22 protein-coding genes, 1 tRNA gene and 1 pseudogene are annotated in these 24,715 nt (G+C 72.7%); 14 read left to right on the top strand and 10 right to left on the bottom strand.

Features of this window, described 5'->3' with window-relative positions; translation table 11 throughout:
- Positions 1–83 precede the first annotated feature (83 nt).
- Both HZS56_RS23330 and HZS56_RS23325 read left to right on the top strand, forming a co-directional pair.
- Positions 84–1,481, top strand: a complete 1,398-nt coding sequence (locus HZS56_RS23330; RefSeq protein WP_216722735.1) for an MFS transporter — start codon at positions 84–86, stop codon at positions 1,479–1,481.
- A gap of 132 nt (positions 1,482–1,613) precedes the next feature.
- A tRNA-Pro gene (locus HZS56_RS23325) sits at positions 1,614–1,687 on the top strand.
- Between the two features lie 666 nt (positions 1,688–2,353).
- Here HZS56_RS23325 and HZS56_RS23320 read toward each other — a convergent pair.
- Positions 2,354–2,473: pseudogene (locus HZS56_RS23320) on the bottom strand (IS701 family transposase); the annotation flags it as partial.
- A gap of 163 nt (positions 2,474–2,636) precedes the next feature.
- Between HZS56_RS23320 and HZS56_RS23315 the strand changes: the two are divergent.
- From HZS56_RS23315 to HZS56_RS23305, 3 genes are all read left to right on the top strand, one after another.
- Positions 2,637–3,140, top strand: coding sequence for an NUDIX hydrolase (locus tag HZS56_RS23315; protein WP_216722723.1), 504 nt, complete (start codon positions 2,637–2,639; stop codon positions 3,138–3,140).
- Positions 3,141–3,739: 599 nt separating this feature from the next.
- The gene (locus tag HZS56_RS23310) at positions 3,740–3,895 is read left to right on the top strand and encodes a hypothetical protein (RefSeq protein ID WP_216722722.1); all 156 of its coding nucleotides are present in this window, start codon (positions 3,740–3,742) and stop codon (positions 3,893–3,895) included.
- The gene (locus HZS56_RS23305) at positions 3,882–4,955 is read left to right on the top strand and encodes a LacI family DNA-binding transcriptional regulator (protein WP_216722721.1); all 1,074 of its coding nucleotides are present in this window, start codon (positions 3,882–3,884) and stop codon (positions 4,953–4,955) included. The genes HZS56_RS23310 and HZS56_RS23305 overlap by 14 nt, the downstream gene beginning before the upstream one ends.
- Before the next feature lie 252 nt (positions 4,956–5,207).
- On the opposite strand, the gene HZS56_RS23300 is transcribed toward HZS56_RS23305, so the two are convergent.
- The gene (locus HZS56_RS23300) at positions 5,208–6,416 is read right to left on the bottom strand and encodes an HAD-IA family hydrolase (RefSeq protein WP_308408139.1); all 1,209 of its coding nucleotides are present in this window, start codon (positions 6,414–6,416) and stop codon (positions 5,208–5,210) included.
- A 121-nt stretch (positions 6,417–6,537) separates the two neighbouring features.
- On the opposite strand from HZS56_RS23300, the gene HZS56_RS23295 reads away from it, so the two are divergent.
- From HZS56_RS23295 to mnhG, 9 genes are all read left to right on the top strand, one after another.
- Positions 6,538–7,881 (top strand): FGGY-family carbohydrate kinase, encoded by a 1,344-nt coding sequence (locus HZS56_RS23295; protein WP_216722720.1) that lies wholly within the window; start codon positions 6,538–6,540, stop codon positions 7,879–7,881.
- 38 nt (positions 7,882–7,919) lie between these two features.
- Complete coding sequence (locus tag HZS56_RS23290) at positions 7,920–8,804, top strand: hypothetical protein (RefSeq protein WP_216722719.1); 885 nt, start codon at positions 7,920–7,922, stop codon at positions 8,802–8,804.
- A gap of 665 nt (positions 8,805–9,469) precedes the next feature.
- Entirely contained in the window at positions 9,470–10,894 is a 1,425-nt protein-coding gene (locus tag HZS56_RS23285; RefSeq protein ID WP_216722718.1) for a sugar porter family MFS transporter, read from the top strand.
- 352 nt (positions 10,895–11,246) lie between these two features.
- On the top strand, positions 11,247–14,180 hold the full coding sequence (locus tag HZS56_RS23280; protein ID WP_216722717.1) for a Na+/H+ antiporter subunit A: 2,934 nt from the start codon (positions 11,247–11,249) through the stop codon (positions 14,178–14,180).
- Entirely contained in the window at positions 14,177–14,947 is a 771-nt protein-coding gene (locus tag HZS56_RS23275; protein ID WP_216722716.1) for a Na(+)/H(+) antiporter subunit C, read from the top strand. Before HZS56_RS23280 ends, HZS56_RS23275 begins: the two co-directional genes overlap by 4 nt.
- On the top strand, positions 14,944–16,629 hold the full coding sequence (locus HZS56_RS23270) for a Na+/H+ antiporter subunit D (RefSeq protein WP_216722715.1): 1,686 nt from the start codon (positions 14,944–14,946) through the stop codon (positions 16,627–16,629). The genes HZS56_RS23275 and HZS56_RS23270 overlap by 4 nt, the downstream gene beginning before the upstream one ends.
- On the top strand, positions 16,626–17,225 hold the full coding sequence (locus HZS56_RS23265; RefSeq protein WP_216722714.1) for a Na+/H+ antiporter subunit E: 600 nt from the start codon (positions 16,626–16,628) through the stop codon (positions 17,223–17,225). Before HZS56_RS23270 ends, HZS56_RS23265 begins: the two co-directional genes overlap by 4 nt.
- 26 nt (positions 17,226–17,251) lie before the next feature.
- Positions 17,252–17,539: an MrpF/PhaF family protein gene (locus tag HZS56_RS23260; RefSeq protein ID WP_216722733.1), complete on the top strand. Its 288-nt coding sequence runs from the start codon at positions 17,252–17,254 to the stop codon at positions 17,537–17,539.
- A complete protein-coding gene (gene mnhG, locus HZS56_RS23255) occupies positions 17,536–17,907 on the top strand; it encodes a monovalent cation/H(+) antiporter subunit G (protein ID WP_216722713.1) in 372 nt (123 codons plus the stop codon). The genes HZS56_RS23260 and mnhG overlap by 4 nt, the downstream gene beginning before the upstream one ends.
- Positions 17,908–17,973: 66 nt before the next feature.
- Here the strand turns inward: mnhG and HZS56_RS23250 are convergent, their stop codons facing one another.
- The 8 genes from HZS56_RS23250 to HZS56_RS23215 all read right to left on the bottom strand — a co-directional run bounded on the left by HZS56_RS23250 (position 17,974) and on the right by HZS56_RS23215 (position 24,547).
- Positions 17,974–18,501 (bottom strand): NUDIX hydrolase family protein, encoded by a 528-nt coding sequence (locus HZS56_RS23250; protein ID WP_216722732.1) that lies wholly within the window; start codon positions 18,499–18,501, stop codon positions 17,974–17,976.
- A gap of 80 nt (positions 18,502–18,581) precedes the next feature.
- Entirely contained in the window at positions 18,582–19,730 is a 1,149-nt protein-coding gene (locus HZS56_RS23245; protein WP_216722712.1) for an amidohydrolase family protein, read from the bottom strand.
- A 1-nt stretch (position 19,731) separates the two neighbouring features.
- The gene (locus HZS56_RS23240) at positions 19,732–21,132 is read right to left on the bottom strand and encodes a type I glutamate--ammonia ligase (RefSeq protein WP_216722711.1); all 1,401 of its coding nucleotides are present in this window, start codon (positions 21,130–21,132) and stop codon (positions 19,732–19,734) included.
- A 152-nt stretch (positions 21,133–21,284) separates the two neighbouring features.
- Complete coding sequence (locus HZS56_RS23235; RefSeq protein ID WP_216722710.1) at positions 21,285–22,139, bottom strand: hypothetical protein; 855 nt, start codon at positions 22,137–22,139, stop codon at positions 21,285–21,287.
- Between the two features lie 227 nt (positions 22,140–22,366).
- Positions 22,367–23,029 carry an HhH-GDP family DNA glycosylase gene (locus HZS56_RS23230; RefSeq protein WP_216722709.1) on the bottom strand — a complete coding sequence of 221 codons (663 nt, stop codon included), beginning with the start codon at positions 23,027–23,029 and terminating at the stop codon, positions 22,367–22,369.
- A gap of 2 nt (positions 23,030–23,031) precedes the next feature.
- Complete coding sequence (locus HZS56_RS23225) at positions 23,032–23,364, bottom strand: DUF3140 domain-containing protein (RefSeq protein ID WP_216722708.1); 333 nt, start codon at positions 23,362–23,364, stop codon at positions 23,032–23,034.
- Positions 23,310–23,645, bottom strand: a complete 336-nt coding sequence (locus HZS56_RS23220) for a WhiB family transcriptional regulator (protein WP_374201198.1) — start codon at positions 23,643–23,645, stop codon at positions 23,310–23,312. The genes HZS56_RS23225 and HZS56_RS23220 overlap by 55 nt, the downstream gene beginning before the upstream one ends.
- 92 nt (positions 23,646–23,737) lie before the next feature.
- A complete protein-coding gene (locus HZS56_RS23215) occupies positions 23,738–24,547 on the bottom strand; it encodes an alpha/beta hydrolase (protein ID WP_216722707.1) in 810 nt (269 codons plus the stop codon).
- Between the last annotated feature and the right edge of the window lie 168 nt (positions 24,548–24,715).

The raw sequence follows: 24,715 nt of genomic DNA, 5'->3' as shown, positions 1-24,715 counted from the left end.
GGGGAGGCCGGGGGAGCGGGCCCGGGGAACGGGTGAGCATGACCGGCGGGGAGGCCGGGGCGGCCGGGGAGGGGGAGCACGGGATGGGCGGGACAGGGGCGCGGCCCACGCGGGCGAAGGCGAGGGCCGGACGGACCGTGTGGTCGCGGGACTTCGGGCTGTTCTTCACCGCCCGTGCCGTGGCCCGGCTGGGCGACACGATGCTCCCCGTCGCCCTCGCCGCAGGACTGCTCCAGCACGGGTACGGAGCGGGCGCGGTCGGCCTCGCCATGGCCGCCACGGCCGCCGCCTTCGCCGGCCTGGTCGTCTTCGGGGGAGTCCTCGCCGACCGCTTCAGCACCCGCAGGCTGATGATCGGCGCCGACCTGGCGCGGCTCGGCACCCAGGCCCTGGCCGCCGGGCTGTTCTTCTCCGGTCACGTCGTGCTCTGGCAGATCTGCGCCATCGGGTTCGTCAACGGCGTCGCGGGCGCCGTCTTCCAGCCCGGCGTCGCCAGCACCGTGCCCCGGCTCGCCTCCGACGTCCAGGGCGCCAACGGCGCGATACGCGTCGCCGAGTCCGCCGCCCAGCTCGCCGGTCCCGCAGTCGCCGGTCTCCTGGTGGGCTTCGCCTCGCCCGGCGGGGTCTTCGCCGCCCACGCCACCACCTACGCGATCAGCGCCCTGTGCCTGCTGCTGCTCCGGCTGCCCCCGCCCGTGCCGGGCAGCCGGGCGGTCTCCGGCCGCGGGGGCCGGGCCTTCCGGGCCGACCTGGTCCAGGGGTGGCGGGAGTTCCGCGCGAGGCGGTGGCTGTGGAGTGTCATCGCCGTCTGGTGCGTGTACATGATCGCCGTCTGGGGGCCGACCGTTCCGCTGGTGGCCGCCGAGGTGGTGCAGGAGCACGGCGCCCGCGCCTACGGCCTGGTCAACTCCGCCCTGGGCGCCGGCACCGTCGTCGGAGGCCTCCTCGCGCTGCGGCTGCGGCCGCGCCGGATGCTCCGCGCCGGTGCGATCGCCCTCGTCGGCTTCGCCGCCTTCCCGGCGAGCGTCGGAGCCGGGCTCGACGTGCCCGCCATGGCGGCCGGGGCCGCCGTCGCCGGGGCCGGGATGTCCTTCTGGGGCGTGATGTGGGCCACCAGCGTTCAGACCCAGGTTCCGCCCGACGTCCTCAACCGCATCCACGCCTACGACGTGGCGGGCTCCCTAGCGATGATGCCCGTGGGCCAGGCCCTCGCCGGACCCGCCGCCGCGGCCCTCGGCGCCGACCACGTCCTGCTCGTCGCCGGTGCGACCAGCTTCGCCGTGTGCGCGGCCCTGCTCCTGATACCCGCGGTGCGCGGACTGGTCCGGGTCGACCCGGGAGCGGCACCGACGGCGGGGACTGCGACGACGGCACGGACGGTGCCGGGAACGGAGACGTCGGCTGCGGCAGACACGGCAGACACGGCAGGCCCCGCCCGGCCCGCGGCCGCGCCGGAGCCGTCCCGCACGCGCGAGCGCTGACACCGGCCGAAGGGCACCGGCCGACCGGTACCGGCCGAGCCCCGCCCGGAAAGCGGTGCGCGATCACTGGCCCGAGTGCGGTATGGTTTTCCTGCGCGTTCAACCGGGGGAAACCCCAGGTCAAACGGGCAACGGGACGTGGCGCAGCTTGGTAGCGCACTTGACTGGGGGTCAAGGGGTCGCAGGTTCAAATCCTGTCGTCCCGACTTTACGAAGTCGCAGGTCAGGGGCCGTTTCAGAGGATATCTGAAACGGCCCTTCCGATGCGGTGCTTGTGGTGATGCACGCGGAACGCCCAGTTCGCCACGGCGCCAGGAACGATGAGAGTTGGCACGCCTACGCGTCGCCTGCCTCGAGCGTGGTGGCCAGATCATCACGATGACGGGTCGTCGTGGACGGGACACACCCCTCAGTTCGTTGATCAGGGCGGGGCGGGACTTCGAATGCCCGAGCAGTGAGGCCTTTCGCGGAGCTGAGCGGGCGGTGCTGGCGTAGCATCCGGCGGCCTGACCACCACGCTGTCTGGCAAGCGGAACAAACTCAGGTGGGCTCCGTCATCTCCTCCAGCAGTTCCGGCAGTCTGCGCAGTCTGGACAGTGTCTGGTTGAGGAGTCGTACGGCCGTGTCGGCCTGCTGCCGGCTGATGGGCCGGGCGACGGACTCGGCGCTGCCTGTTCTGCGAGGTGGCTGAGGAGTCCGCTGATCTCAGCGGATCGGTTCTGAGTGGTCGCGGCAACCGTCACGGCGAGCCGATAATCGACGTGCACCCGTCCGACGTGTCTGCGGTGGATGATCAGGACGGTTGATGATGTGGGCGCCCCCGCGTCCGCAGGCGCCTCCTCGTTCTACGGAACCCGTCCCGAGCCCGGCCGAGCCCATTGCGTGATCGTCCAGCAGGTCTTGCGCGGCAAATCCGACAGCAGACCCAGAACCAACCGTCCGGCTCGCAGCCGGGGCTCGCCCCGGGCAAACCGGCTCGCAATCCGGCCCATGGTGACCTCGAAGGCCGCCCGCCACCGACCGCGGTCTGTGCTGTGACCTTCGGCCACCGTCTCTTCGTCAGTCCGCGCAGCAGACGGTGATCAACGGTGGTCGCGCCTCTCTCTGCGGCGGCCCAGCTCACTGGCGATTCGGCCGTCACGTACGGTTTGCGGCATGGCAGTTGCGAATGCGAAGGCTCCCGGGCCTCGGGTGCAGCTGGGCATCGGCATCATCCGTCGAGACGACGAGATCCTGCTCGTGCGAGAGAGTCTCGGCACCGACGGCGAGATGCTTTGGTCGCCGCCCGGTGGCGGGGGCGAGGACGGCGAGCTCCTGCACGAGGCTCTCCGGCGTGAGCTGCGAGAAGAGACCGGGCTGCTGGTCGGCGACCCGGTGCGGTCCGCATTGTTCATGAACATCGACTCCGAGCAACACCCCTCGGCCTTGGCCACTGCCTTCGAGATCGACGAGTGGGCAGGGGAGTTCACACCGCAGGACGACGACATCGAACAAGCCGAGTTCTGCGCCCTGCCCGACGCCCTGATACTGCTTGGTGAACTGGACAGCGCGACACAGCGGGAGCCCATCGTCGGCTACCTGACCGGAGCCATAGCGCCGGGGACCAGCTGGCTGTACCGCGACCGGGACGCAAAGGAGACGCTCATCGCCCGCTGGTGACGCAGGACAGCAGTCACCACATGGAGATCACGATCTACGGCTGGAGTGCCGAAGCCCTGATTCCGGTGGCCATTTGGGTATCACACGGTGTGCACGGCATGCCTGGTGCCGCACGTGGGTGCACTGTGGTTTCCAGTGGTTTGCAGGGTCTTCCTTGCCCTTGAGGGTCAAGCTTGCTCTTGAGGGTCAAGAAGTCGAAGCTCGGGACCCTGTCGTCCCGGCTTGCGGGATCCGCGGGTCAGGAGGCTTCGGAAGGTCCTCAGAACTCGCCCTCGAGCAGGCTTGGGGCTACTTGTGGGGCAGTTCTTGATCCGAGGTCCGGACGCCTGCGTCGACGGACGGGTCAGGCCTGTGTGCCGGAGGTCGCGGCGACACGGACTTCTGACCGACCTACGATCAGGCCGGACCCGCCGCCGGGATCCGCTGCTTCTTCTCCTGCGCCAGCCGTGACCAAGCGGCGCGAGGTCCAAGGGTGTCACCGATGTCATGTTTGTTGGACTTGCCGGTTCCCGACGTCTACAGTAGCGCCGGGCCGCTGACCCTCATGGTCCCGGCAGGCCCTACCGTGCTCGCCGGAGGACAAAGTGCGTGGAGGAGCCGTGATCAGGTGGATCCGGGCCGGTGCGCCGTTCGGCCGCTGCGTCGTCCTCAAGCACATCACGGGCTCGATCGTCCTGTCGGCCGGCGACAGCTTCGGCAGCAACGGTGGGAGGTGCTCGGGCTGCACGGCGGACGGTGGCAATGCTGCCCGATGAGGCACCCTTGCCGGACCATGCGTCCCGGTTGTCGTATCAGTCGCCGTCTCTCTCTTTGGAAGGCCCGCCAGCATCCATGACCACCATGCGAGATGTCGCCGCCCGCGCCGGAGTCAGCGCCAAGACGGTGTCGCGTGTGTTCAACGACGACGTGCACGTTCTCCCCGAGACGCGGATCCGGGTCGAGGCGGCACTGCGTGAGCTCAACTACGTGCCGAACTCGGTTCCGACTACTTTCCGCAAGGGGCGCGCACCGGTGGTCGGGGTCGTGGTGCCCGACCTGCTCGACCCGTTCTTCGCGGCGGTCGCCGAGTCGGTGAACCAGGTGGCGATCGAGAACGGCATGTCCACCGTTGTGACCAGTGTGGGTGACAACGTCCAGCGCGAGCGCGAGGTCGTCGACCGTCTGCTGGGCCAGTCGCTCAGCGGGCTGGTCATCGCGCCGGTGTCCACCGACAACTCGTACCTCAAGCGCTGGTGCGACCGTCTGCCGATCGTGTTCGTCGACCGGGGCCCGACAGGAGTGAGGGCCGACTCCTTCCTGGAGGACGACGAGGGCGGCACGCGGCTGGCAGTGGAGTACCTGATCGATCACGGGCACAGCAGGATCGCGTTCATCGGTGATCGCCCGGACGTGCCGACCAGCCGCAACCGCCTACTCGGCTACCGCGGGACGCTGAGCGACCGCGGTCTGCCCGAACGGGAGGGCTACGTCGTATTCGGCGCCCTGGACCGGGACAGTTCGGCCGACATCGTCGCCGGGCTTGCCGCGCTCGATGAACCGCCGACGGCGGTCGTGTCCTCGAACGCGCGCAGCAGTATGGCGCTGGTCCCCGCCCTGCGGGATCAGCGGTTCGCCGTAGTCGGATTCGGTGATTTCCCGATGGCAGACATGATCACGCCGGCGATGACGGTGATCGACCAGGACCCGACGCTGCTCGGTGAGCACGCCGCACGCCGGGTGTTCGACCGGCTCGCCCACCCGAAGCGCCGGTTCCGCCGCCGGACGGTGCTGCCGGTACGACTGGTCGAGCGCGGCCAGTGCCGCCCGCCGGACTGACTGATACCGGCCACGGCGGTGCACGCCGCGGCCACAGTCGGCGCACCGGGGGACCTCGGGGACCGACGGAGCAGGTTTTCGGTGACTCGGCTGGGCAATCCCTTGCGGGCCGGCTTCCGTGCTTGGGCTTCCCCCGGACTCGGAAGCATGCGCGCACGGGTCGGACCGTGTTCCGACCGGGGTGGAGGCGCGCCTGCCGTGTGGCAGGTCCGACCGGTGCCGGGCTGACCCTGATGGGGACGTGGGGAGAGGTCAGCCTCCCGCTGCCGCCGGCTGGTCGACCGCAGCGAGACGCAGTCCGGCTGGGGTGTGGTCGACCCGCAGCCGGTCCAGGCCGTCCACGAGGAGGTCGGCGCCCGACAAGTCACTTGGTTCGACAGTGCCGAGCACGCCGATGACACCGCATCCTGCCGCCCGGGCCGCCTCGACTCCGGCCGGAGCGTCCTCCACGACCAGGCACCGGGCTGGAGCGACGCCGAGCCGCGCCGCCGCGGAGACATAGGGCTCAGGATCGGGCTTGCCGCACCGTACGTCGTCAGCGCTGACCAGGACGGGCGGCGCGGCGATACCCGCTGCGGCCAGCCGGGCCGTGGCGATGCGTCGAGTTCCGGAGGTGACAACGGCTCGGCGCCCATCGGGCAATCGGGAGATGAAATCCCCTGCCCCGGGGACCGGTTCGATGCTCAAGACGTCGGCGGCTTCGATGTCCTCTATTCGACGCAACCCGTCATCGACCTGATCGGCCGGCAGAAGTCGCTGCACGAGCGGTCGCGCCGGGCGGCCGTGGTTGCTCTCCACCACAGCCGCGGGAAGGCTCATTTCGTCCGCGAACTGGTCCCAGCTGCGCAACACCGACGCCGTCGAGTCGGCCAGGACGCCGTCCAGATCGAAGAGCACGGCGTCGAAGGAGCGAGCGAAAACGGGGGAGTCGAGGTCCAACGGAGTGCGCCTGCCGAGGGCGCGCAGCACTCGGAATCGCTGCTGGCCGGGTGTGAGCCGGGCATTGATCGAGAGATGCGGCACGGCCGGCGAAGCGGCCGGTCCAGTGTCCGCGCGGTGCTGGTCACGGGGTTCGGACCGCTCGGCCCGGCGCCGCGCGAACAGCTTCGCGGAACCACGCAGGTTGACCATGCGCAGCTCCGCCGGAGCAACCGCGTCCAGGAGGTCCGTCCAGGCCCGGCCCCCGGTGAGTTCGGCCGTGAACGGGGCAACGAGCACCGCGCCACCCGCCGTCGCGACGACTTCCGACGCGGTGGCGCGCAGGACCGAGTAGCGAGCGGGGCGGACGGCCGGCGCGTGCGCCGGCGCCAGCCAGTGATCGCCGAAGAGGGTGCCGTGCAGCTGGTCGAGCAGGGGCACGGTCAGCGTGTCGAGATCGAGCAGCGGCAGCCGGAGCTCCTTGGCCAAGGCCCGGCCGAGGGTGGTCTTGCCGCTCCCGGCGACACCCGAAACGGCGATCACGAGCAGTCGGTCTCCTTGACAATCCGTCGTCATGCTGTTGATCCTAGCGGCGCAAGTCACCGGTGTCACGGCTCGCCATGTCACCGAAGTCATCGGGGTAGATCCGGGAGGAGGCGGGCCCATGGGAGGCCGGCTCGTGGCAGGCATCGACCTGGGCAGCACGGCATTCAAGCTGTTGGTTCTCGACGAGGAGGGGACCGAGGTCGCCCTTGAGGAGGTCCCGACGCCGTGGCGGCCCGGCCCCGGCGGTACGACCGACCTCCCGGTGGACCGGCTGGTCAACGCGGTGCACCGGCTGGTGGCCGGTGCCACTGCCCGGACGGCCGCGGTGACCGACCGGCCGATCGAAGCGGTCGCGGTGTCCGGAATGGGCGAGAGCGGTGTGCTGCTGGATCCGGAAGGTGTCGCGGTCGCGCCGGCGTTCGCCTGGTTCGACCCGCGCGGCGAGGAACAGGTCATGGGCTTCGCCGCGGAAATCCGCGAGAACTTCGCCGGACGCACTGGTCTGCCGCTCGGCGCCCAGGTGTCGGCGGCCAAGCTCGCCCACCTGCGCGACGGCGGACTGCGTCTGGCCGGACACCGATGGCTCAACCTGCCGGAGTTCGTCGCCACAGTCCTCGGCGGCCGGCAGACCGCCGAGCTGTCACTGACCTCACGCACCGGACTGCTCGATCAGGACAGCGGCGAGGCGTGGGGCGCGATGCTCGACGAATTGGGCGCGGACCGTGGTCTGCTCGCGCCACTGGAGCCGGCGGGCACCGACCTCGGTGCGGTCGGCGACCGGTTCGGCGACTGCGTGGCCGGCGCCCGGATCACCGTTGCCGGGCATGACCACCTGGTCGCCGCCGAGGCCGACGGGCCGCTCGACGCCGACCACTACCACGTCTCGATGGGCACGGCCGAGGTCCTGCTGCGGGTGATGGACGAACCCCTCGGCTACGCCGCACGGACCCGGCTGGCCGGGAGCCTGATCAACGAGGTGCGCCACGTGGTGCCGGGCAAACACGTGCTCGTGGCCGGCGTCAAGACCGGGCTGCTGCTGCGGAGGGTCCTGCAGACCTGCGGGATCACCGACCGGGCCGGCCGGGACCGGCTCGACGCCGCCGTGCTGGAGCTGCCCTACGAGGGAACGCTGCCCGCGGACGGGCTGACGGTCTCCGGCGCCCGCAACGACGACGGCGTGCTCGGCCTCGCCGTACGGACCGACGGCATCGGTCCCGCCGAGTTGTTCGGTGCGGTGCTGCGCCACAGCAACGACGAGATCAAGCAGCTGATCTCCGCGATGGACCAGGAGCTCCCGAGCGCCCGCTCGGCCACCCTGACGGGCGGCTGGGCCGGCATGGATAGCGTCCGCCGGGCCAGGGCGGTGGTCCTGCCCCGTCTGACGGTCTCGACGCGCACTCAGGAGACCGCCTTCGGAGCCGCGAGGACCGCGGTCCGCCTGCTTCCCACACCGGCCCGCTGAGCCGGCGAAACATCGATCCAGTAGCCAGGAGAAATACTGTGAACACGCTGACCACGCCCGAACGCCGCGGCCTGTCCGCGATCTCCACCCCGGGCGGCCGCATGCTGATCGTCGCCGCCGATCAGCGCAACGGGATGAAGGCAGTCATGGCCGACGCGCCGAACGGCCCGGACGGCATCAGCCGCGCCGAGCTCGCCGAGGCCAAGGCCGACCTGGTCCGACACCTCGCCAATCACGCCGAGGCGATCCTGCTCGATCCAGAGACCGCGCTGCCGGACGTCGTCGACGACGGTGTGCTGGCCCGCGACACCGCACTCGTCGTGGGGATGGACGCCTCCGGCTTCGAGACCCTCGGCGGCCTGCGGCACACCCGCTTCGTTCCCGGCGTGACGCCGCGCCGGGTCCGGGAGCTGGGCGGCGACGTCGCCAAGATGCTGTTCTACACCCGCCCTGACAGGCAGCAGGCGGACTCCGAGGTCGCGAAGCAAATCCGCGATCTCGTGAGGGAGTGCTCGCAGGAGGGCCTCCTTCTCATCGTCGAGCTGCTGACCTACCGGCTCGAGGGCGAGTCCGAGGAGGAGTACGCGGCCGCGTTCCCCACGCTGGTCGCGGACGGGGCCAAACTCGCAGTCGAGTGCGGGGCGAAGGTGCTCAAGCTGCAGTACCCGGGGTCGGCCGATGCCTGCGCGGCGGTGACCGAAGCCGCCGCCGGCGTGCCGTGGGCGGTGCTGTCGGCCGGGGTGGACCACGAGACCTTCGTGGGCCAGGTGGGCACCGCCGTTGCCAATGGGGCGAGCGGCGCGATGGCGGGCCGGTCGCTGTGGAAGGACAGCCTCTCGATCACCGCCGGCGCGCGGGAAAAGCTGCTGACCAACCGTGCGCTTCCGCGACTGCGCGAGCTCAAGGCGGTGCTCGACGGCTGACCCCCGGTAGAGCGGGCCGTGCTCGATCGTCGGCCGCTGGTGAGAGCGGGGACAGCCCGGCACCGTACGGTCCGATCCGCTCTCTCGTCAAGTGTTGACGTCACCGGTGTCATGAACTCAGGATGACACCGGAGTCACGCTCTCTCCGCTTCTGACCGCACCATTCCTCACCGTGGAGGACTCCTGTGTGTGCCCCGGATCTCCCCTCCCGTCTCCCGCGCCGCGCCGTGGGCCCGGACGCCCCCGGCCGGGGCGGAACTGAGCGGACGCCGGCGAGACGCCCGCACGGGAGTCACGGACGGCCGTGTCGCCCCCCGGCGCCCGGGCGCCGCTTGAAGCGCGGTGCACCGCGCCCCGGGCCGGTCACGGCCGCCGCCCCACGCGCACCGGCGACCCGCGAGCGCCGGACCGTACGCCTGTGAGGGTCTCCCGGGCACGGCTCACGGTGCAGCCGCGTCAGGGAGCCGGAGGCTCGATCGACCGAACACAGGAGTCCATGAGGATGGCTGGTCCGTGTTCGGTGTGTGTTTCTCGCTGAGGACTCAGCAGCCGGCTTTCCCGCCGGCGCACCAGATCATCCACCCCAGCGCACGCCGCAGTCACTGTCGACCGACGCCGTGGTCAGGCACGGCTCGTGCCGGCGTGCTGGATCGGAGACAGACCACATGGCACGTTCCACGCATCCGCACCCGACGGGCACACGGCCCGCGCGTTCGCCCGCGGTCGGCCCCACGCTCGTCGCCGCCCTGGGCGGCCTGCTCTTCGGCTACGACACCGGCATCATCTCCGCCGCGCTGCTCTACATCAGTCCCCAGTTCGACCTCGGCGACCAGGCGCAGCAGATCGTCGTCGCCTCCCTGCTGGTCGGCGCGATCGTCGGAGTCGCCGCGGGCGGCAGCCTGATGGACCGCATCGGCCGCAAACGGACACTGATCACCACTGCTGCCGTCTTCATCGTCGGCGCCGCCGTCTCGGCCGTCTCGATCTCCGTGATCGAGCTGGTCGGTGCCCGGGTGCTGCTGGGTCTGGCCATCGGCTGTTCCTCTGTCGCGGTCCCGGCCTACATCGCCGAGATCGCCCCGGCCCGGCTGCGCGGGCGGCTGGTGTCCGTCAACCAGCTGATGATCAGTACCGGCATCCTCAGCTCGTACTTCGTCGGCTACCTACTCTCCGACTCCGGTGCCTGGCGCTGGATGCTCGCCATCGCCACCGTGCCCGCCATCGGTATGCTCATCGGGCTGGTCCGGCTGGGGGAGAGCCCGCGCTGGCTGCTCACGCGGGGGCGGACCGACGAGGCGCGCCGCCTCCTCGCCCGGCACCACACACCGGCGGAGGTCGAGAGGGAACTGGCCGAGATCGCCGAGTCGATGGCCGAGGAACAGCGCTTCTCCTACCGGGACGTCCTCGGTAAACGGTTCCGCCCGGGCATCGTCCTCGGTGTCGGCGTGGCGGCGATCAACCAGTTGGTCGGCGTGAACGCCGTCACCTACTACACGCCCACCCTCCTGACCCGGGCCGGCTTCGGCGATTCCGCCGCCATCCTCTCCTCCGTCGGCATCGGCGTGGCCAACGTCTCCTTCACCTTCCTCGGGTACCTGCTGGTCGACCGGGTCGGCCGTCGTCCCCTGCTGCTGACCGGGACGGGCGTCACCGTCGCCGCCCTGGTCGCCATCGGCACCCTGTACGCCGCCACCGACCTCACCGGCGTCAGCAGGATCCTGCTCGTACTGGCGCTGATGGCCTACGAAGCCGCCTTCTCCGCCAGCCTGGGCATCGCGATGTGGCTGGTGAACAGCGAAGTCTTTCCCACGGCGGTGCGGGGCAAGGCCGGATCCTTCGGGCTTGCCACGCACTGGGTGCTCAATCTGCTGATCTCGGTCACGGTACTGACGACGATCCAGGCCATCACCCCGAGCGGCCTGTTCTTCGCCTACGCCGTCCTCGGCGCACTCGGATTCGTCTTTCTCGCCCGCCGCATGCCCGAGACCCGGGGCAAGCGGTTGGAGGAGATCGAGGCCGACCTCCAGCGTGGAACGGCTTCCCCCGTGTCCGGCCCCCAGCCGGAGGCCGACATGACCCGCACCCCCTGAGCCCGCGGTCCGGCGCCGGCCGATTCGGTGCCGGAACCGACGCGAACCGAGAGCCGGAGCCGACGGATCCCGAGGGCGCTCGGGACGGCTGCGGGCTCACGCCCTGTCGTCCCGACCGGGCCGTCCCGACTCGACAGCTGCGGGGCGAGGGGCGGTTCCGGCGTGTGAGACATGGAACCGCCCCTCGGTCCGTCCGTCGCGGCGTCCCCGGGACGTCCCGGGGCCGGTCCGGTGGCGTCGTGGGTGGTGCGGCGTGCCTCGGCGCCCAGGCGGGATGCCCGATATATCACTGTCGGGTGTCCTGTCCTCCCGCCTGCCGAGCCCTTTCCCGAGCGTCCGCCCGCGGACCCGCATGACCGCGCTCATCCTCTGCCACTTCGCACTCGCGCCGTTCGCCGCGCCGCTGGTGCGACGGTGGGGGACCCGCGCCTTCCTCGTGCTGGCCCTGCCGCCCGCCGCGGCGGCCGTCTGGGCCGGCACCCGGTGGAGCACGACGGCCGCGGGCGGCGCGGACACCACCGAGTGGCGCTGGCTGCCCGCCTACCACGTGGACTGGGCCCTGAGACTGGACGCCCTCGCCGAACTCATGGTGCTGCTCGCGGCGGGCGTCGGCACCCTCGTCCTGGTCTACTGCGCCTCCTACTTCGACGACCGCTCGCGGCAGCTCGGCCGGTTCGCCGGCAACCTCCTCGCCTTCGCCGGGGCCATGCTCGGGCTCGTCCTCGCCGACGACCTCGTCCTGCTCTACATCTTCTGGGAACTGACGACCGTCTTCTCCTACCTGCTGATCGGCCAGACCAGCGACCACAAGCGGAACCGGCGCAGCGCCCTGCAGGCCCTCACGGTCACCGCGCTCGGCGGACTGACCATGCTCGTCGGCTTCCTGCTCCTGGGCCACGAGGCGGGCACGTACCGCATCTCGGCGATCCTCGCCGACCCGCCGCCCCCGTCGGCGGCGCTGTCCACGGCCGTCGTGCTGATCCTCGTCGGCGCCCTCTCCAAGTCCGCGATCTGGCCCTTCAGCCTCTGGCTGCCCAACGCCATGGCAGCCCCCACCCCCGTCAGCGCCTATCTGCACGCCGCCGCGATGGTCAAGGCCGGCGTCTACCTCGTGGCCCGGCTCGCCCCCGCCTTCGCCGAGATCACGCCCTGGCGCCCGCTCCTGCTCGTGCTCGGCTCGGTGACGATGCTGCTGGGCGGCTGGCGGGCGCTCAGGATGAACGACCTGAAACTCGTCCTCGCCTACGGCACCGTCAGCCAGCTCGGCTTCCTCACCGTCCTCGCGGGCGCGGGCGGCCACGACACCGGCCTCGCCGCGACCGCCATGATCCTCGGGCACGCCCTGTTCAAGGCACCGCTCTTCCTGGTCACCGGCATCGTCGACCACGCCACCGGCACCCGCGACCTGCGCAAGCTCTCCGGGCTCGGACGCAGGCTGCCCGCCGTGTGCGCCGTCGCGGTGCTCGCCGGCGCGTCCATGGCCGCGGTACCGCCGCTGCTCGGCTTCGCCGCCAAGGAGGCCGCCTTCCAGGCGCTCCTGGACGGAGGCACCGCCGACCGGTGGGCGCTGGCCGCGACCGTCGTCGGCTCGGCGCTGACCACCGCCTACACCCTGCGCCACCTGTGGGGCGCCTTCGCCCGCAAACCCGGCGTCCCCGACACCGACGCGCACCACGTGCCGGCGGCCTTCCTCGCGCCGCCCGCCGTGCTGGCCCTGGCCTGCCTCGTCCTCGGCCCCGGTGTGCCGTGGCTCCAGGGACTCCTGGGCACCTACGCCGCGCAGTTCCCCGAGCCCGCCCACCCGTACCACCTCGCGCTGTGGCACGGGGCGGGGCTCGCCCTCGGCCTGTCCGCCGCGGCCTGGGCGGGCGGCATCCTGCTGTTCCTCGCCTCGGGCCCCGTCCTGCGGGCCGGCCACGCGCTCGCCTGGCGCTCCGCCGACCGGGTCTTCGGCGGGATGCTGCTCGCCCTGGAGCGCACCGCCCTGCAGTGCACCGGACTCGTCCAGCGCGGCTCGCTGCCCGCGTACCTCGTGACGACGATGAGCGTGGTCCTCGCCGGGCAGATCGCCGTACTCGTCGCCGACGAACCCTGGACCGACGTCCCCGCCCCCCGGCTGTGGGACCACCCGGCCCAGGCCGGTGTCGCCCTGCTGACCTGTGCCGTGGCCCTGCTGTGCCTCGGCGTGCGGCGCCGGATGAAGGCCGTCGTCCTCGCCGGCCTCACCGGCTACGGCACCGCGCTGCTCTTCGTCGCGCAGGGGGCCCCCGACCTCGCGCTGACCCAGTTCTGCGTGGAGACCGTCTCGATGATCGTCTACGTCCTGGTGCTGCGCCGCATGCCGGTGTACTTCGAGGAGAACTTCAGCCGGTGGCGGCGCCTCATGCGGATGCCGGTGGCGCTCGCGGGCGGCGCCGCCGTCGCCGTGGTCCTGTGGATCATGGCGGGGCACCGCCGGGCCGACAGCGCGGGAGCCGCGATGGTCGAGGAGACCGCCGACCACGGGCTGAAGGACGTCGTCGCCACCATCCTCGTCGACCTGCGGGCCTGGGACACCATGGGTGAGTCGGCGGTGCTCGCCGCCGCCGCGATCGGCGTCACCAGCCTCATCTACCTGCACCGCCGCACCGACGCCGCCGAACAGCCCGTACTGCCGCTGCCCGGCGACCACCCGTACGCCGGGCTGCGCACCGGCGACCACCCGCCCGCCGGAGCGCGCACCGCCTGGCGGGCGAGCCGCTACGAGTCGGCGGGGCTGCCCAGCGGCGACGAGGGCGCGCCGGAGCGGACCTGGCTCGCCGCCAGCGCCACCCTCGCCCCCGAACGCCGCTCCCTCGTCCTGGAAGTGGTCGCCCGCCTCATCTTCCACCCCGTCCTCGTCCTCTCCGTCTACCTGCTGCTGTGCGCGGAGAACCTGCCGGGCGGCGGATTCGTCGCGGGCCTGACCGCCGGAGTCGCCTTCATCGCCCGCTACCTCGCCGGCGGGCGGCACGAACTCGCCGACGCCGTCCGCTTCAAGGCGGGCCTGTTCACCGGCCTCGGCCTCTTCCTGTCCACCGGGACGGCGCTCGGCGGCCTCGCCGAGGGCACCGTGCTGCACGGCTGGACCTGGCACGGCCACCTGCCTCTGTGGGGCGACGCCCACCTGTCCACCGCCGTCCTCTTCGACTGCGGGGTCTACCTCCTCGTCCTCGGTGTGGTCCTGGACATCGTGCGGGCCCTCGGCGCCCGTATCGACCGCCAGATCGAACGGGCCGCCCCGCGCCCGGAGGAGGGCCGCGCATGACCGTGAGCCTCTCCCTGCTGGTGACCGCCGCCGTCCTGAACGCCGTCGGTGCCGTCCTGCTGCTGACCCGGTCCCTGACCCGGATCCTGCTCGGCGCCGTCGTCCTCGGCAACGGCGTCAACCTGCTGGTCCTCGCCGCCACCGGCAGCGCGGGCGACGCCCCGCTGCTCTACTCGCACATCATCCGCAACCGCGTCACCGACCCGCTGCCCCAGGCCATCGCCCTGACCGCGATCGTCATCACCCTCGCCACCACCGCGTTCCTGCTCGCCATGGCCTACCGCAGCCACCAGGTCACCGGCTCCGACGAGATCAGCGACGACACCGAGGACCGGCTGGTCGCCCTGCGCGCCGAGTTCCTCGACCGGCGCGGTGAACTCCGCGACCGCTACCGCGAGGCCCGCGAGGACGGCGGCGCCGACCCGGAGCAGCGCGCCCGCTACCGCGCCGCACGCAAACGGCTGCGCAGGCGGGTCCGTGAGGAGCGCGCCTACCAGGCCCGCGCCAACGACGTCTCCGGCAACCTCTGGAACGACATCCTCGGCGCCGACCCCGAGGACTACCGGGAAGGCAGGGAGCTGGGCTCCACCGACGCCGCAGGACGCCCCGGCCCCGCCCCCGCCCGCATCGCCGGGCCCTCCAACGACCCCGAGGAGACCGGCCGCGAGCCCGACTCCCGCCCCGGCGAGGACACCGGCCACGCGCCGCCCGACCAGCCCGACCAGCCCGACGACCCGGGCGGCGCCGGCACGGAAGGAACCAGGTGAACGCGCTCGTCCCGCTCCCCGTCCTGCTGCCCCTGTGCGTCACGGGCCTGAAGCTGGCCATCGGCCCCCGGCTGCACCGGCTCCAGCGCTTCATCAGCCTCGCCGTGCTCGGCGCGGTCCTGGTGCTCTCCGTCCTCCTCATGGTCGCCGCCGACCGCCACGGCCCGCTCAGCGTGCACCTCGGCGACTTCGCACCGCCGGTCGGCATCACCCTCGTCGCCGACCGGCTCGCCGGCCTGATGCTCACCGTCTCCAGCGCCGTCACCCTGCTCGTCCTCGTGTACTCACTGGGGCAGGGCATGGCCGACCGCGACGACCAGGCACCGGTCGGCGTCTTCCACCCCGCCTACCTCATCCTTGTGGCCGGCGTCTCCTGCACCTTCCTGGCCGGAGACCTCGTCAACCTCTACGTCGGCTTCGAGATCATGCTCGTCGCCAGCTTCGTCCTGCTCACCATCGGCGGCACCGCCACCCGGATCCGCGCCGGTTCGACGTACGTGATCATCTCGCTGTTCTCCTCCGTGCTCTTCCTGGTCGCCATCGCCATGACCTACGCGGTCGCGGGCACGGTGAACTTCGCCCAGCTCGCCGAGCGGCTGCAGGAGGTGCCGATCGGGGTGCGCACGCTGCTGGAGGCGATGCTGCTGACGGTCTTCGCGATCAAGGCGGCGGTGTTCCCGCTCGCGGCCTGGCTGCCCGACTCCTACCCGACCGCGCCCGCCCCGGTCACCGCGGTCTTCGCCGGTCTGCTGACCAAGGTCGGCGTGTACTCGATGCTGCGCACCCAGACCCTGCTGTTTCCCGGCCACCGCCTCGGCGACCTCCTGATGCTCGCCGCGCTCGCCTCCATGACCGTCGGCATCCTCGGTGCCGTCGCCCAGACCGACCTCAAGCGGGTGCTGTCCTTCACCCTCATCAGCCACATCGGCTACATGGTCTTCGGCATCGCCCTCGCCGGCGGGGGCGGGATCAGCGGCGCGATCGTGTACGTGGCCCACCACATCACCGTCCAGACCACCCTGTTCCTGGTCGCCGGGCTCATCGAACGGCGCGACGGCACCACGGAACTCACCCGCCTCGGCGGCCTGGCGAAGACGGCTCCGCTGCTCGCGGTGCTGTTCTTCGTGCCCGCCATGAACCTCGCGGGCATCCCGCCGCTGTCCGGTTTCATCGGCAAGCTCGGCCTGATGCGGGCGGGCGTCGACGCCGGCGGCGGCTGGGCCTGGGCGCTCGTCGCCGGATCCGCCGCCACCAGCCTGCTCACCCTCTACGTCATGGCGAAGGTCTGGAACCTCGCGTTCTGGCGCGACGCGCCCCCGGGGAGCGAGGCGGAGGGCGTGGTGCTGGAGTCCGCGGAGGACGACGAGCCGGACGACGAGGAGGAGCCCGGCGTGCCCGGCTCCGAGAAGGCGGCGCCCGGCGTGCCCGGCTCCCGGAAGACGACCGGCTCCGGCAGCGGGCTGCCCGTGCCCGCGGGCGCCGTGGTCTCCGCGGGCTTCCTGGGGCAGTCCATCACGACCACCAAGCGGCTGCCCTGGCCCATGCCGGTGGCCACCGGCGTCGCCGTCGCCCTCGGCCTGTCGTACACCGTGTTCGGCGGCCCCCTCACCACCTTCACCCAGGCCGCCGCCACCGAACTCCTCGCCCGCACCCCCTACATCGAGGCGGTGCTCGGCCGGTGAGCAACCTCTTCCGCGACCGCTCTCCCTACAGCTGGTCCTTCCGCGTGGGCCGCGGCCGGCGCATCCTCGACCTGCCGCTCGTCGGCTGGCTCACCGTCATCTGGATCCTGCTGTGGGGCACCCCGTCCTGGGCCAACCTCGTCAACGGGGTGCTCGTCGCGGTCTGCCTGTGCCTGGCCTTCCCGCTGCCCGCCGTCGACATCGGCCTGCGCCTGCGCCCGCTGGGCATCCTGCGCCTCGGGGCCTACCTGCTGTACGACATGTTCTCCTCCAGCGTCGAGGTCACCCGGCAGATCTTCGCCCGGGGCCCCTACCACGCGGCGGTCGTGGCCGTCCCGCTGCGGGTGCGCAGCGACCTCGTGCTCACCGCCACCGCCGTCGCCGTCTCCAACGTCCCCGGGGGCTCCGTGATCGAGCTGCGCCGGGCGACGGCCACCCTGTTCCTGCACGTCCTCGACGCGGCCGAACCCGGCGAGATCGAGGGCGCCCGGCAGCGGGTGTGGCGCATGGAGGAACTCGTCGCCCGCGCCTTCGGCACCGCCGAGGACATCGCCGACGCCGCCCGTCCCGTACCGGAAGGGGAACCCCCGCCGTGACCACCCTGCACGCCGTCGAAGAGGCCATGCTGACCGCCGCGCTCGTGATGATCCTCGTCGCCGGCGCACTGCTGCTGTACCGCATCTGGTACGGCCCCTCGATGCTGGACCGCGCCGTCTGCCTGGACGTGACCGCGGCGCTCATCATCGCCGGAATCGGCGTCAAGGCCGCCCACGACCGCGACTCCTTCTACTTCCCCGTGATGCTGGTGCTCGCCTTCCTCGGCTTCACCGGCTCGGTGGGCATCGCCCGCTTCATCGCGGTCCGCGACCGGCCCGCCGTGCGGCCCGGCGGCGGACAGGACCACCGGTGAACGCCCTGGCCCGGGCCGCGGACCTGGCCGGGACGATCCTTCTGCTCCTCGGCTGCCTGCAGTGCCTGCTCGGGGTGATCGGGATGCTCCGCTTCCCCGACGTGCTCTCCCGCAGCCACGCCGCCACCAAACCGCAGACCCTCGGCATGCTCCTCGTCCTCGTCGGCGTCGGGCTGAGACTGCGGCACGGCACCGACGTGGGCACCCTCGCGCTCATCGTCTTCTTCCAGTTCCTCACCAGCCCGGTCGCCTCCCACCTGGTGGCCCGTTCCGCCTACCGCACCGGACAGACGGGGTCCCGGGGCCTGCTCCGGGACGACCTGGACCCTCAGCTGAGCGACGGGGACGGGACCGGCGGGCAACCGTAGTCCCGCAGGCCCCGCCCCGGCGGCCGGTGGCCGGGCCACCCAGCGCACGTGTGTGCGGGCCGGTGGTCAGACCACGCAGCCCACGTGCGCCAGCGCCTGCTTCAGCAGCGCCCCGTGCCCGCCGGGCATCTCGCTGCGCACCGCCTCGGACAGGGCCTCCCGCGGATCGAACCAGACCAGGTCGAGCGCGTCCTGCCGCGGCCGGCAGTCACCCGTGACCGGCACGACGTAGGCGAGTGAGACCGCGTGCTGCCGGGGGTCGTGGTACGGCGTGACGCCGTGCGTGGGGAAGTACTCGGCCACCGTGAACGGCTGGAGCGAGGGCGGCACCCGCGGCAGCGCCACCGGACCGAGGTCCTTCTCCAGGTGGCGCAGCAGCGCGTCCCGTACCCGCTCGTGGTGCAGCACCCGGCCGGAGACCAGCGTCCGGCTGACCGTCCCGTCGGGCCCGATGCGCAGGAGCAGGCCGACGCTGGTGACTTCGCCACTGTCGTCGACGCGCACGGGCACCGCCTCGACGTACAGGATCGGCATGCGGGCGCGTGCCATCTCCAGCTCGTCGGTCGACAGCCAGCCCGGCGTGGTTTCGGTCATGTCAGACATCGCTTGATCATACTTTCAGCCGTACGTGCATCCCGGGCGGCGCTCCGGGACTGTGACCCGTCCCACGCCGCTCAGCCGTCGTCCAGCAGCCCGCCGGGCAGCCGGTAGACCCGGCGTGCGTTGTCCCGCCCGGCCCACCGCGCCAGGCGCAGCGCGTCCGGCAGGGACAGCTCGCCGGCGTCCAGCCGCTCCTGCAACAGCCCGGCCAGCCCCTGCCGGAAGGCCAGCGCCCCCAGGTGGTAGAACTCGGCCACACCGTAGGCGTCGGAGCTGTACAGCAGTTTGCGGAACGGGGTGATCTCCAGCGCCTCCGCGAGGACCGCTCCCGCACGCGCCGGACCCACGTGGTGCAGGGTGAGTCCCACGTCCAGGTACACCCGCTCGAAGACGGCCGACAGATAGGCCGCCTGGCGCTGGTAGGGCCAGCAGTGCAGCAGCAGGACCGGGATCGTGCCGGCGATCAGGCGCAGCCAGTCGGTGAGCAGGGTGGGGTCCGTCCGGTGCAGGCGGATGTCGCTGTCGCCGAACCCCGTGTGCAGTTGCAGGGGCCGTCCGAGGTCCACCGCGGTCCACAGCAGGTGCCGCACGAGCACCGGGTCGTCGAGCCGGCCGCCGCCGCGCGCCAGCCAGCACCGGGCGGCCTCGGTCACCTCGGCGGGCGAGGGGCGCGCCGGATCCAGGTCGAAGCCGGTGCGGTAGGCCGCCACGGACTTGACCCCCACCACACCCGGCTGCCGCACCGCCTCCCAGGCGGCCGAGCGGAACGCCCGCGCGTACCCGTCCGGTTCGACGCCGCCCGCCGCCACCGCCTCCGCGACCGACTCCAGCCGCACCACCTCGTACGCCGTCGCGTCCGCCGCCCGCGCCAGCTCGGCCGGGCCGGTCGCGCGGTGCGGGGCGTACCCCGTGTCCACGCAGAACACGCCGGTGCCCGCGGCCCGCAGGAACCTCCGGTTCACCTCTGCGGCACCCAGCTCGGCACGCCGGGCCAGGTACACCGTGGCGGGCGCGTGGCGCGGCAGGTTCAGCAGGGGAGCGCAGTGCCGGCGCACGGCGACGCCGACGGGGCTGTCGAAGGGGGACATGCCGGGCCACACCTCGCCCTCGGTCAGCAGCGACTCGAAGCCCGCGCGGTCCAGGTCGTCGGTGGCGGCGCCGTGGCAGTGGTGGTCCACCAGCTCCAGCGCGGCGAGCCGCTCGTGGACGGGTCCGGCCGCCACGTCAGTACTTCCAGCGGTAGGCGGCCGCCACCGCGTCGTCGTCCAGCCCCTCGGCCGCCCCGGCCTCCCCGAGCCGTACCGCGACCACCGCGTCGGCCAGCACCGGCCCCAGCGCCCTGCGCAGCACGGCGTCCGCGCGGAACGCCTCGACCGACTCCGCGAGCGTGCGGGGCAGCCGCCGCACACCCCGGGCCGCGGCCCCCGCGGCGTCGAGCCGGGCCGGGTCGCCGGTGATCTCCTCGGGCAGCGGCGCGGACCGGGCCAGCCCGTCGAGACCGGCGGCGATCACCGAGGCCAGGGCGAGATAGGGGTTGGCGGCGAGATCGACCGGTTTGACCTCCAGGTTCGCCGCTCGGTCGCGGATGCCGGTGGTGCCGGTGACGACCCGCAGCGCGGCCTCGCGGGTCTCACGCCCCCAGGCCGTGAACACCCCGGCCCACTGCGAGGGCCGCAGCCGCAGCGCGCTGGCCGGGCTCGGCGCGGTCAGCGCCGTGAGCGCCGGGAGCCGCGCCAGCACCCCCGCCACGAAGGACTCGGCCTCGGCGGTCATGCCGTACCGGCCCGCGCCGCCCGCGTGCAGGTTCACGCCGTCGCGCCAGGCGGAGAGATGCAGGTGCCCGCCGTTGCCGACGCCCTGCCCGAGGACCGCGGGTGCGAAGGAGACCCGCAGCCCGTGCCGCTGCGCCACGGCCCGGATCGTCTGCCGCACCAGCACACTGCGGTCGGCCGCCGCCACCGGGTCCAGCGCACCCACGGAGACCTCGAACTGCCCCGCCGCGTACTCGGGATGCAGCTGTTCCACGTCCACGCCCTGCGCCGCGAGCGCCGCCAGCAGATCGGCGGCGCAGTCGCTCAGCTCCACCTGCCGGACGGCCCCGTACGCGGGCCCCGACACGGCCGGGACGAAGGCGTCGCCGTCCGCGTCGCCACGGCCCACGGCCCACTCGATCTCGACCGCGGCCCGGAAGGACACCCCGTACCGCTCGGCGGCCTCCGCCACCGTCCGGCGCAGCACCGTCCGCCCGCACGCGGGATGGGGCTCGCCCTCCTGCGTGAGCCGGTCCACCGGTGCCCACGCCCAGCCGGGCTGCGCCGCCAGTACGGTCAGCCGGTCCAGGTCCGGGTAGAGACGCAGGTCGCCGTCGGGGGAGCCGAGGACGTCCGTGGTCACGGTCGCGTCGTTCGCGAGGAAGGTGTCGAACACCGGTGACATGCCGACGCCCCAGGCGGCGGCCCGGGCGAGCTTCGCGGCCGGGACGGTCTTCACCCGGGCGATGCCGGCGGTGTCGACGTACGCCAGTACGACGCCGTGCACGCCCCGTCCCGACAGTTCACCGCCGAGTGCGGTGGCCCGCTCGACCTCACCGGCGCGCCCACCGGGCACGGGGTCGCTCTCACTCACGTACCGGCTCCTTCACGCGTGCGCGGCCGTCCGACGCGCACCATTGTGCCGTCCGTTGATCACGCTGTCCGGGTTTCGCCGGATGTGCGCACGACGCGGTGAAGGCGGGCGGGGAATGCTCCTACGGACGGCAGCCGGACGGCAGCGGGATGTCAGTCGACGTCGCCGGGGAGCGGAGAGGGGGTTCCACCGTCCAGGACCGTCTTCAGACGGTCGGTGCCCTGGCGCACCGCCTGTTCCACGGTGGCGGTCTGTCCGCCGTCCAGGCCGCCGCCGGTCACGGTGAGCGCCGAGGTGCCGACGCGCACGGCCGCCACGTCCAGGGTGAGCGTGGCCGGCGTGCTGTCGGACGTTCCCTGCACGGTCACGTGCAGGCCCTCGCGGGCGTCGCCCACGTCGGGCACCGAGGCCTCGGTCACCTGGACGGTGCGCTTCTCGCCGCCGGAGTCGGTCGCGGTGAACCCGTCGCAGGTGTCCGGCAGGGTCCGCAGCCACTTCATGCGCGCGTCCAGGCCGCCGCGGTCGTAGCCGGCGACCTGTTCGAGGAGCCGGGAGTCGCCCTGCTCGAAGCCGGTGAGGGCCGACGGTCCGGAGGGATCACCCAGCAGGTCGTCGCCGTAGAGGGCGTCGAGCAGCGCCTGGCAGTCCGTCGCGTCGGACTTGGCGGTCAGGAAGTCGGAGACGTCGACCTCGCCGACGAGCAGCCGGTCGCGCCACTTGTCCGCGTCCTCGACCTGGTTCCAGTCGCCCTCCAGGTCCGCCTCGGTGAGCAGGGCGGTCTTCGCGCCGGACTCGGTGAGGGCGGACGGGGAAGCGGTGGGGGAGCCGGTGGGGGAGCCGCTCGGCGTCCGTGCGGCCTCGTTCTGCTCGGCCACCCCGGCCTGCCGGGCGGCGCTCCCCGGCCCGTCGCCCCCGTCGTCCTCCGAGCAGGCCGCGGTGGCCAGCAGCGTGCCCGCCGCGACGGCGCAGGCCACGAGACGGGCGGGGCGGGACGGTCGACGGCTCATGGCGGGATGCCTCCTGGGACGGTGAACGCTCACCCCAGGGACGGTGAACGCTCACCCCAGCGCACCACCGCGCCCGCGGGCCCACCAGCGGACGGGCCTGTTCGGGTGAGCGGGCGGTCGGCGCCCCGTCTGTCGGCGGCCCCGACGGTCGGCAGCCCCGACGGGCCGCAGCCGTCCGGCCGGTCGGGAGAGGATCCCCCGGCCGGTCAGGAGGATCCCCAGGCCCGTCAGGAGGGGGCCCGGCCCGCGCGTTCGAGGGTGTCCTCGCGGACCTCCTTGTCCACCGCCGCGCGTACCAGCGCGGCCGCCAGGACGGCCGGTTCGGTCTTCCCGGCGAGGTCCAGGAGCCGGTCCGGGTCCCCCGGCAGCCCGAGGCGTTCGGCGCCCTCGAGGGCCTTGCCGTCCACGTAGGGTGCCACCTCGGGCCAGACGAGCTGGGCCTCGCGCAGGAAGATGTCCGCGCCGGTCGGCCCCACTCCGTTGAACTCCTGGAGCAGCCGCCGCACTTCGGGCACCTCGCCGTCCGCCTCCTCGCGGAGCCGCCGCAGGTCGCCGCCCCATCTGTCCGTCAGCAGTTCCGCCTCCTCGCCCAGCTGGGTGGCGGTGCGCTCGTCGTAGCGCCGGTAGCCGCCCCGGCCGAGCGCGTCCACGCGCTCCTGCCAGCCGGCGTCCGCCATGCGCCGCGGGTCGCGCAGCCCCGCCTCGCCGAGGGCACGGGCGGTGGCCACCGCCACGGACCCGCTGATACGGGCGCTGAGCAGATGGGCGAGGACGAGCAGCCGGTACAGCGGCTGCGGGGTGTCCTTCAGGCGGATGCCCGCCTCCTCGGCGTACGTCTGCCCGTGCGCGGCGACGAGTTCGCGCACGACCCTGCGCTGGTCGCGGCCCACGGCTACGGCTTCAGCGGGTCGTGACCGACCGTCATGAGCCGGTGCCTGAGTCCGGCGTCGTCCGACCGGGGCTCGTTCTCCAGGTCGGTCTGCGCCGTGACCGTGTCCACGACCTTGCGCATGGCGCGCAGGTCGTCCTCCGTGAGGTCGGTGCGCCGTTTCTGCAGGATCGCCAGGACGTGCTGCCCGAGCGGCGGGCCCGCGTCGTCGGGCAGCGGCTCGGTCAGTTCGCCGGAGTCGCGCACCCGGAGCCAGTCGGCGAGTTCCGCGGAGGTCATGTTCACCACGCGGTGGAAGTCCTCCCACAGCGCGTCGAGTTCGAGGGCGTCGGCCATGAGGTGCCCCTCATTTCGTCGTGCGTGATGTCGTCGTGCGTACGTGCGTGCCGAGTGCTCAGCCGGAGCAGCGCGACACGCTCCGCCTCGTCGGTGCCGCCCCACACGCCGGACGCCTGCCCGGACTCCAGGGCGAAAGCCAGACACGGGGTGCGCACCGGACACCGGGCACAGACCCGTTTGGCCGCCGCGGTGTCCCGCAGGGCCGGTCCGGCGGTGCCCACCGGGAAGAAGAGCTCGGGGTCCTCATCCACGCAGGCGGCGCGGCGCAACCACTCCATGGGGCCGCGGGTGCCCATGGGGCGCAAGGGCAAACGCCGGGCGGCACCCTCCGCGGGACGGCCGGGCGGGGGCGCCCGTCCGCGTCCGTCCGTCAGCGGGCGAGCACTCCGTCCACGAATCCGGTGACGTCCGCGAACACCTCCGCGCGGTTGGTCTCGTTGAAGACCTCGTGCCGGGCACCCGGGTAGATGCGTACGGTCAGGTCGCCGCCGCTCAGCTGCTCGACGCCCGGGCGGCTGCCGGACAGCGGCACCAGCCGGTCGTCGTCGCCGTGCACCCACAGCACGGGGAGGCCGCCCACGTCGCCGCCCTTCGCGACGGCGTCCAGCGTCCGGACGAACGCCTCCAGCGTCGGCCGCTTCATCGGCCCGTGCCACACCAGCGGGTCCGCCGCGTACGCCGCGCCGACCGCCGGGTCCCGGGAGAGCGAGGCCGGGCTGATCGGGGTGTCGGGGATCTCCTCCAGGGCGAGCAGCCGGCGCGGCAGCTCCCAGTCGCCGATGACCGGGCCGGAGAGCACCAGCGCGGTCAGTCCCTCGGGGTGGCGCTGTGCGTGGCGGGCGGCGATCAGGCCGCCCATCGAGTGGCCGACCAGGACGAACGGCAGGCCCGGGTGGGCGGCACGGGCCCGCTCGGCCACGCCGTGCAGATCGGTGACGACGTCCTCGAAGTCCTCGATCAGCACCCGCTCGCCGTCGGAGCGCCCGTGCCCGGTGTGGTCGACGCCGTGGACGGCCGCGCCGTGGGCGGTCAGGACGGCGGCCACCTCTTCGTACCGGCCGATGTGCTCGCCGTACCCGTGCACGAGCAGGGCCACGTACCGGGGCCGCTCGGCGGGCCACGCGCGGGCGGTGATCCGTCCGCGTGTGCCGGGCAGGTCGTGCTCGCGGGCCTCGCTCATGCTTCCTCCGGCTGCGTCGGTGAAGGTCGCCCCCACGGATCTTCCCAGGGAGCGGCCCGGCGGTCTACAGTCCTTAACTAGCAGCGCTAATCAATGTTCGGTTCACTGCTCAATGTTCGGTTCACTGCTCGATTCGATGTCCGGTGCCGAACGCCCGGCGGTACCGGC

The sequence above is a fragment of the Streptomyces mayonensis genome (assembly GCF_018982965.1).
In the GTDB taxonomy this organism is placed as follows: Bacteria; Actinomycetota; Actinomycetes; order Streptomycetales; family Streptomycetaceae; genus Streptomyces; species Streptomyces mayonensis.
Note: the sequence above shows the minus strand (reverse complement) of the source record. Positions and strands in the feature narration are given on the sequence as shown.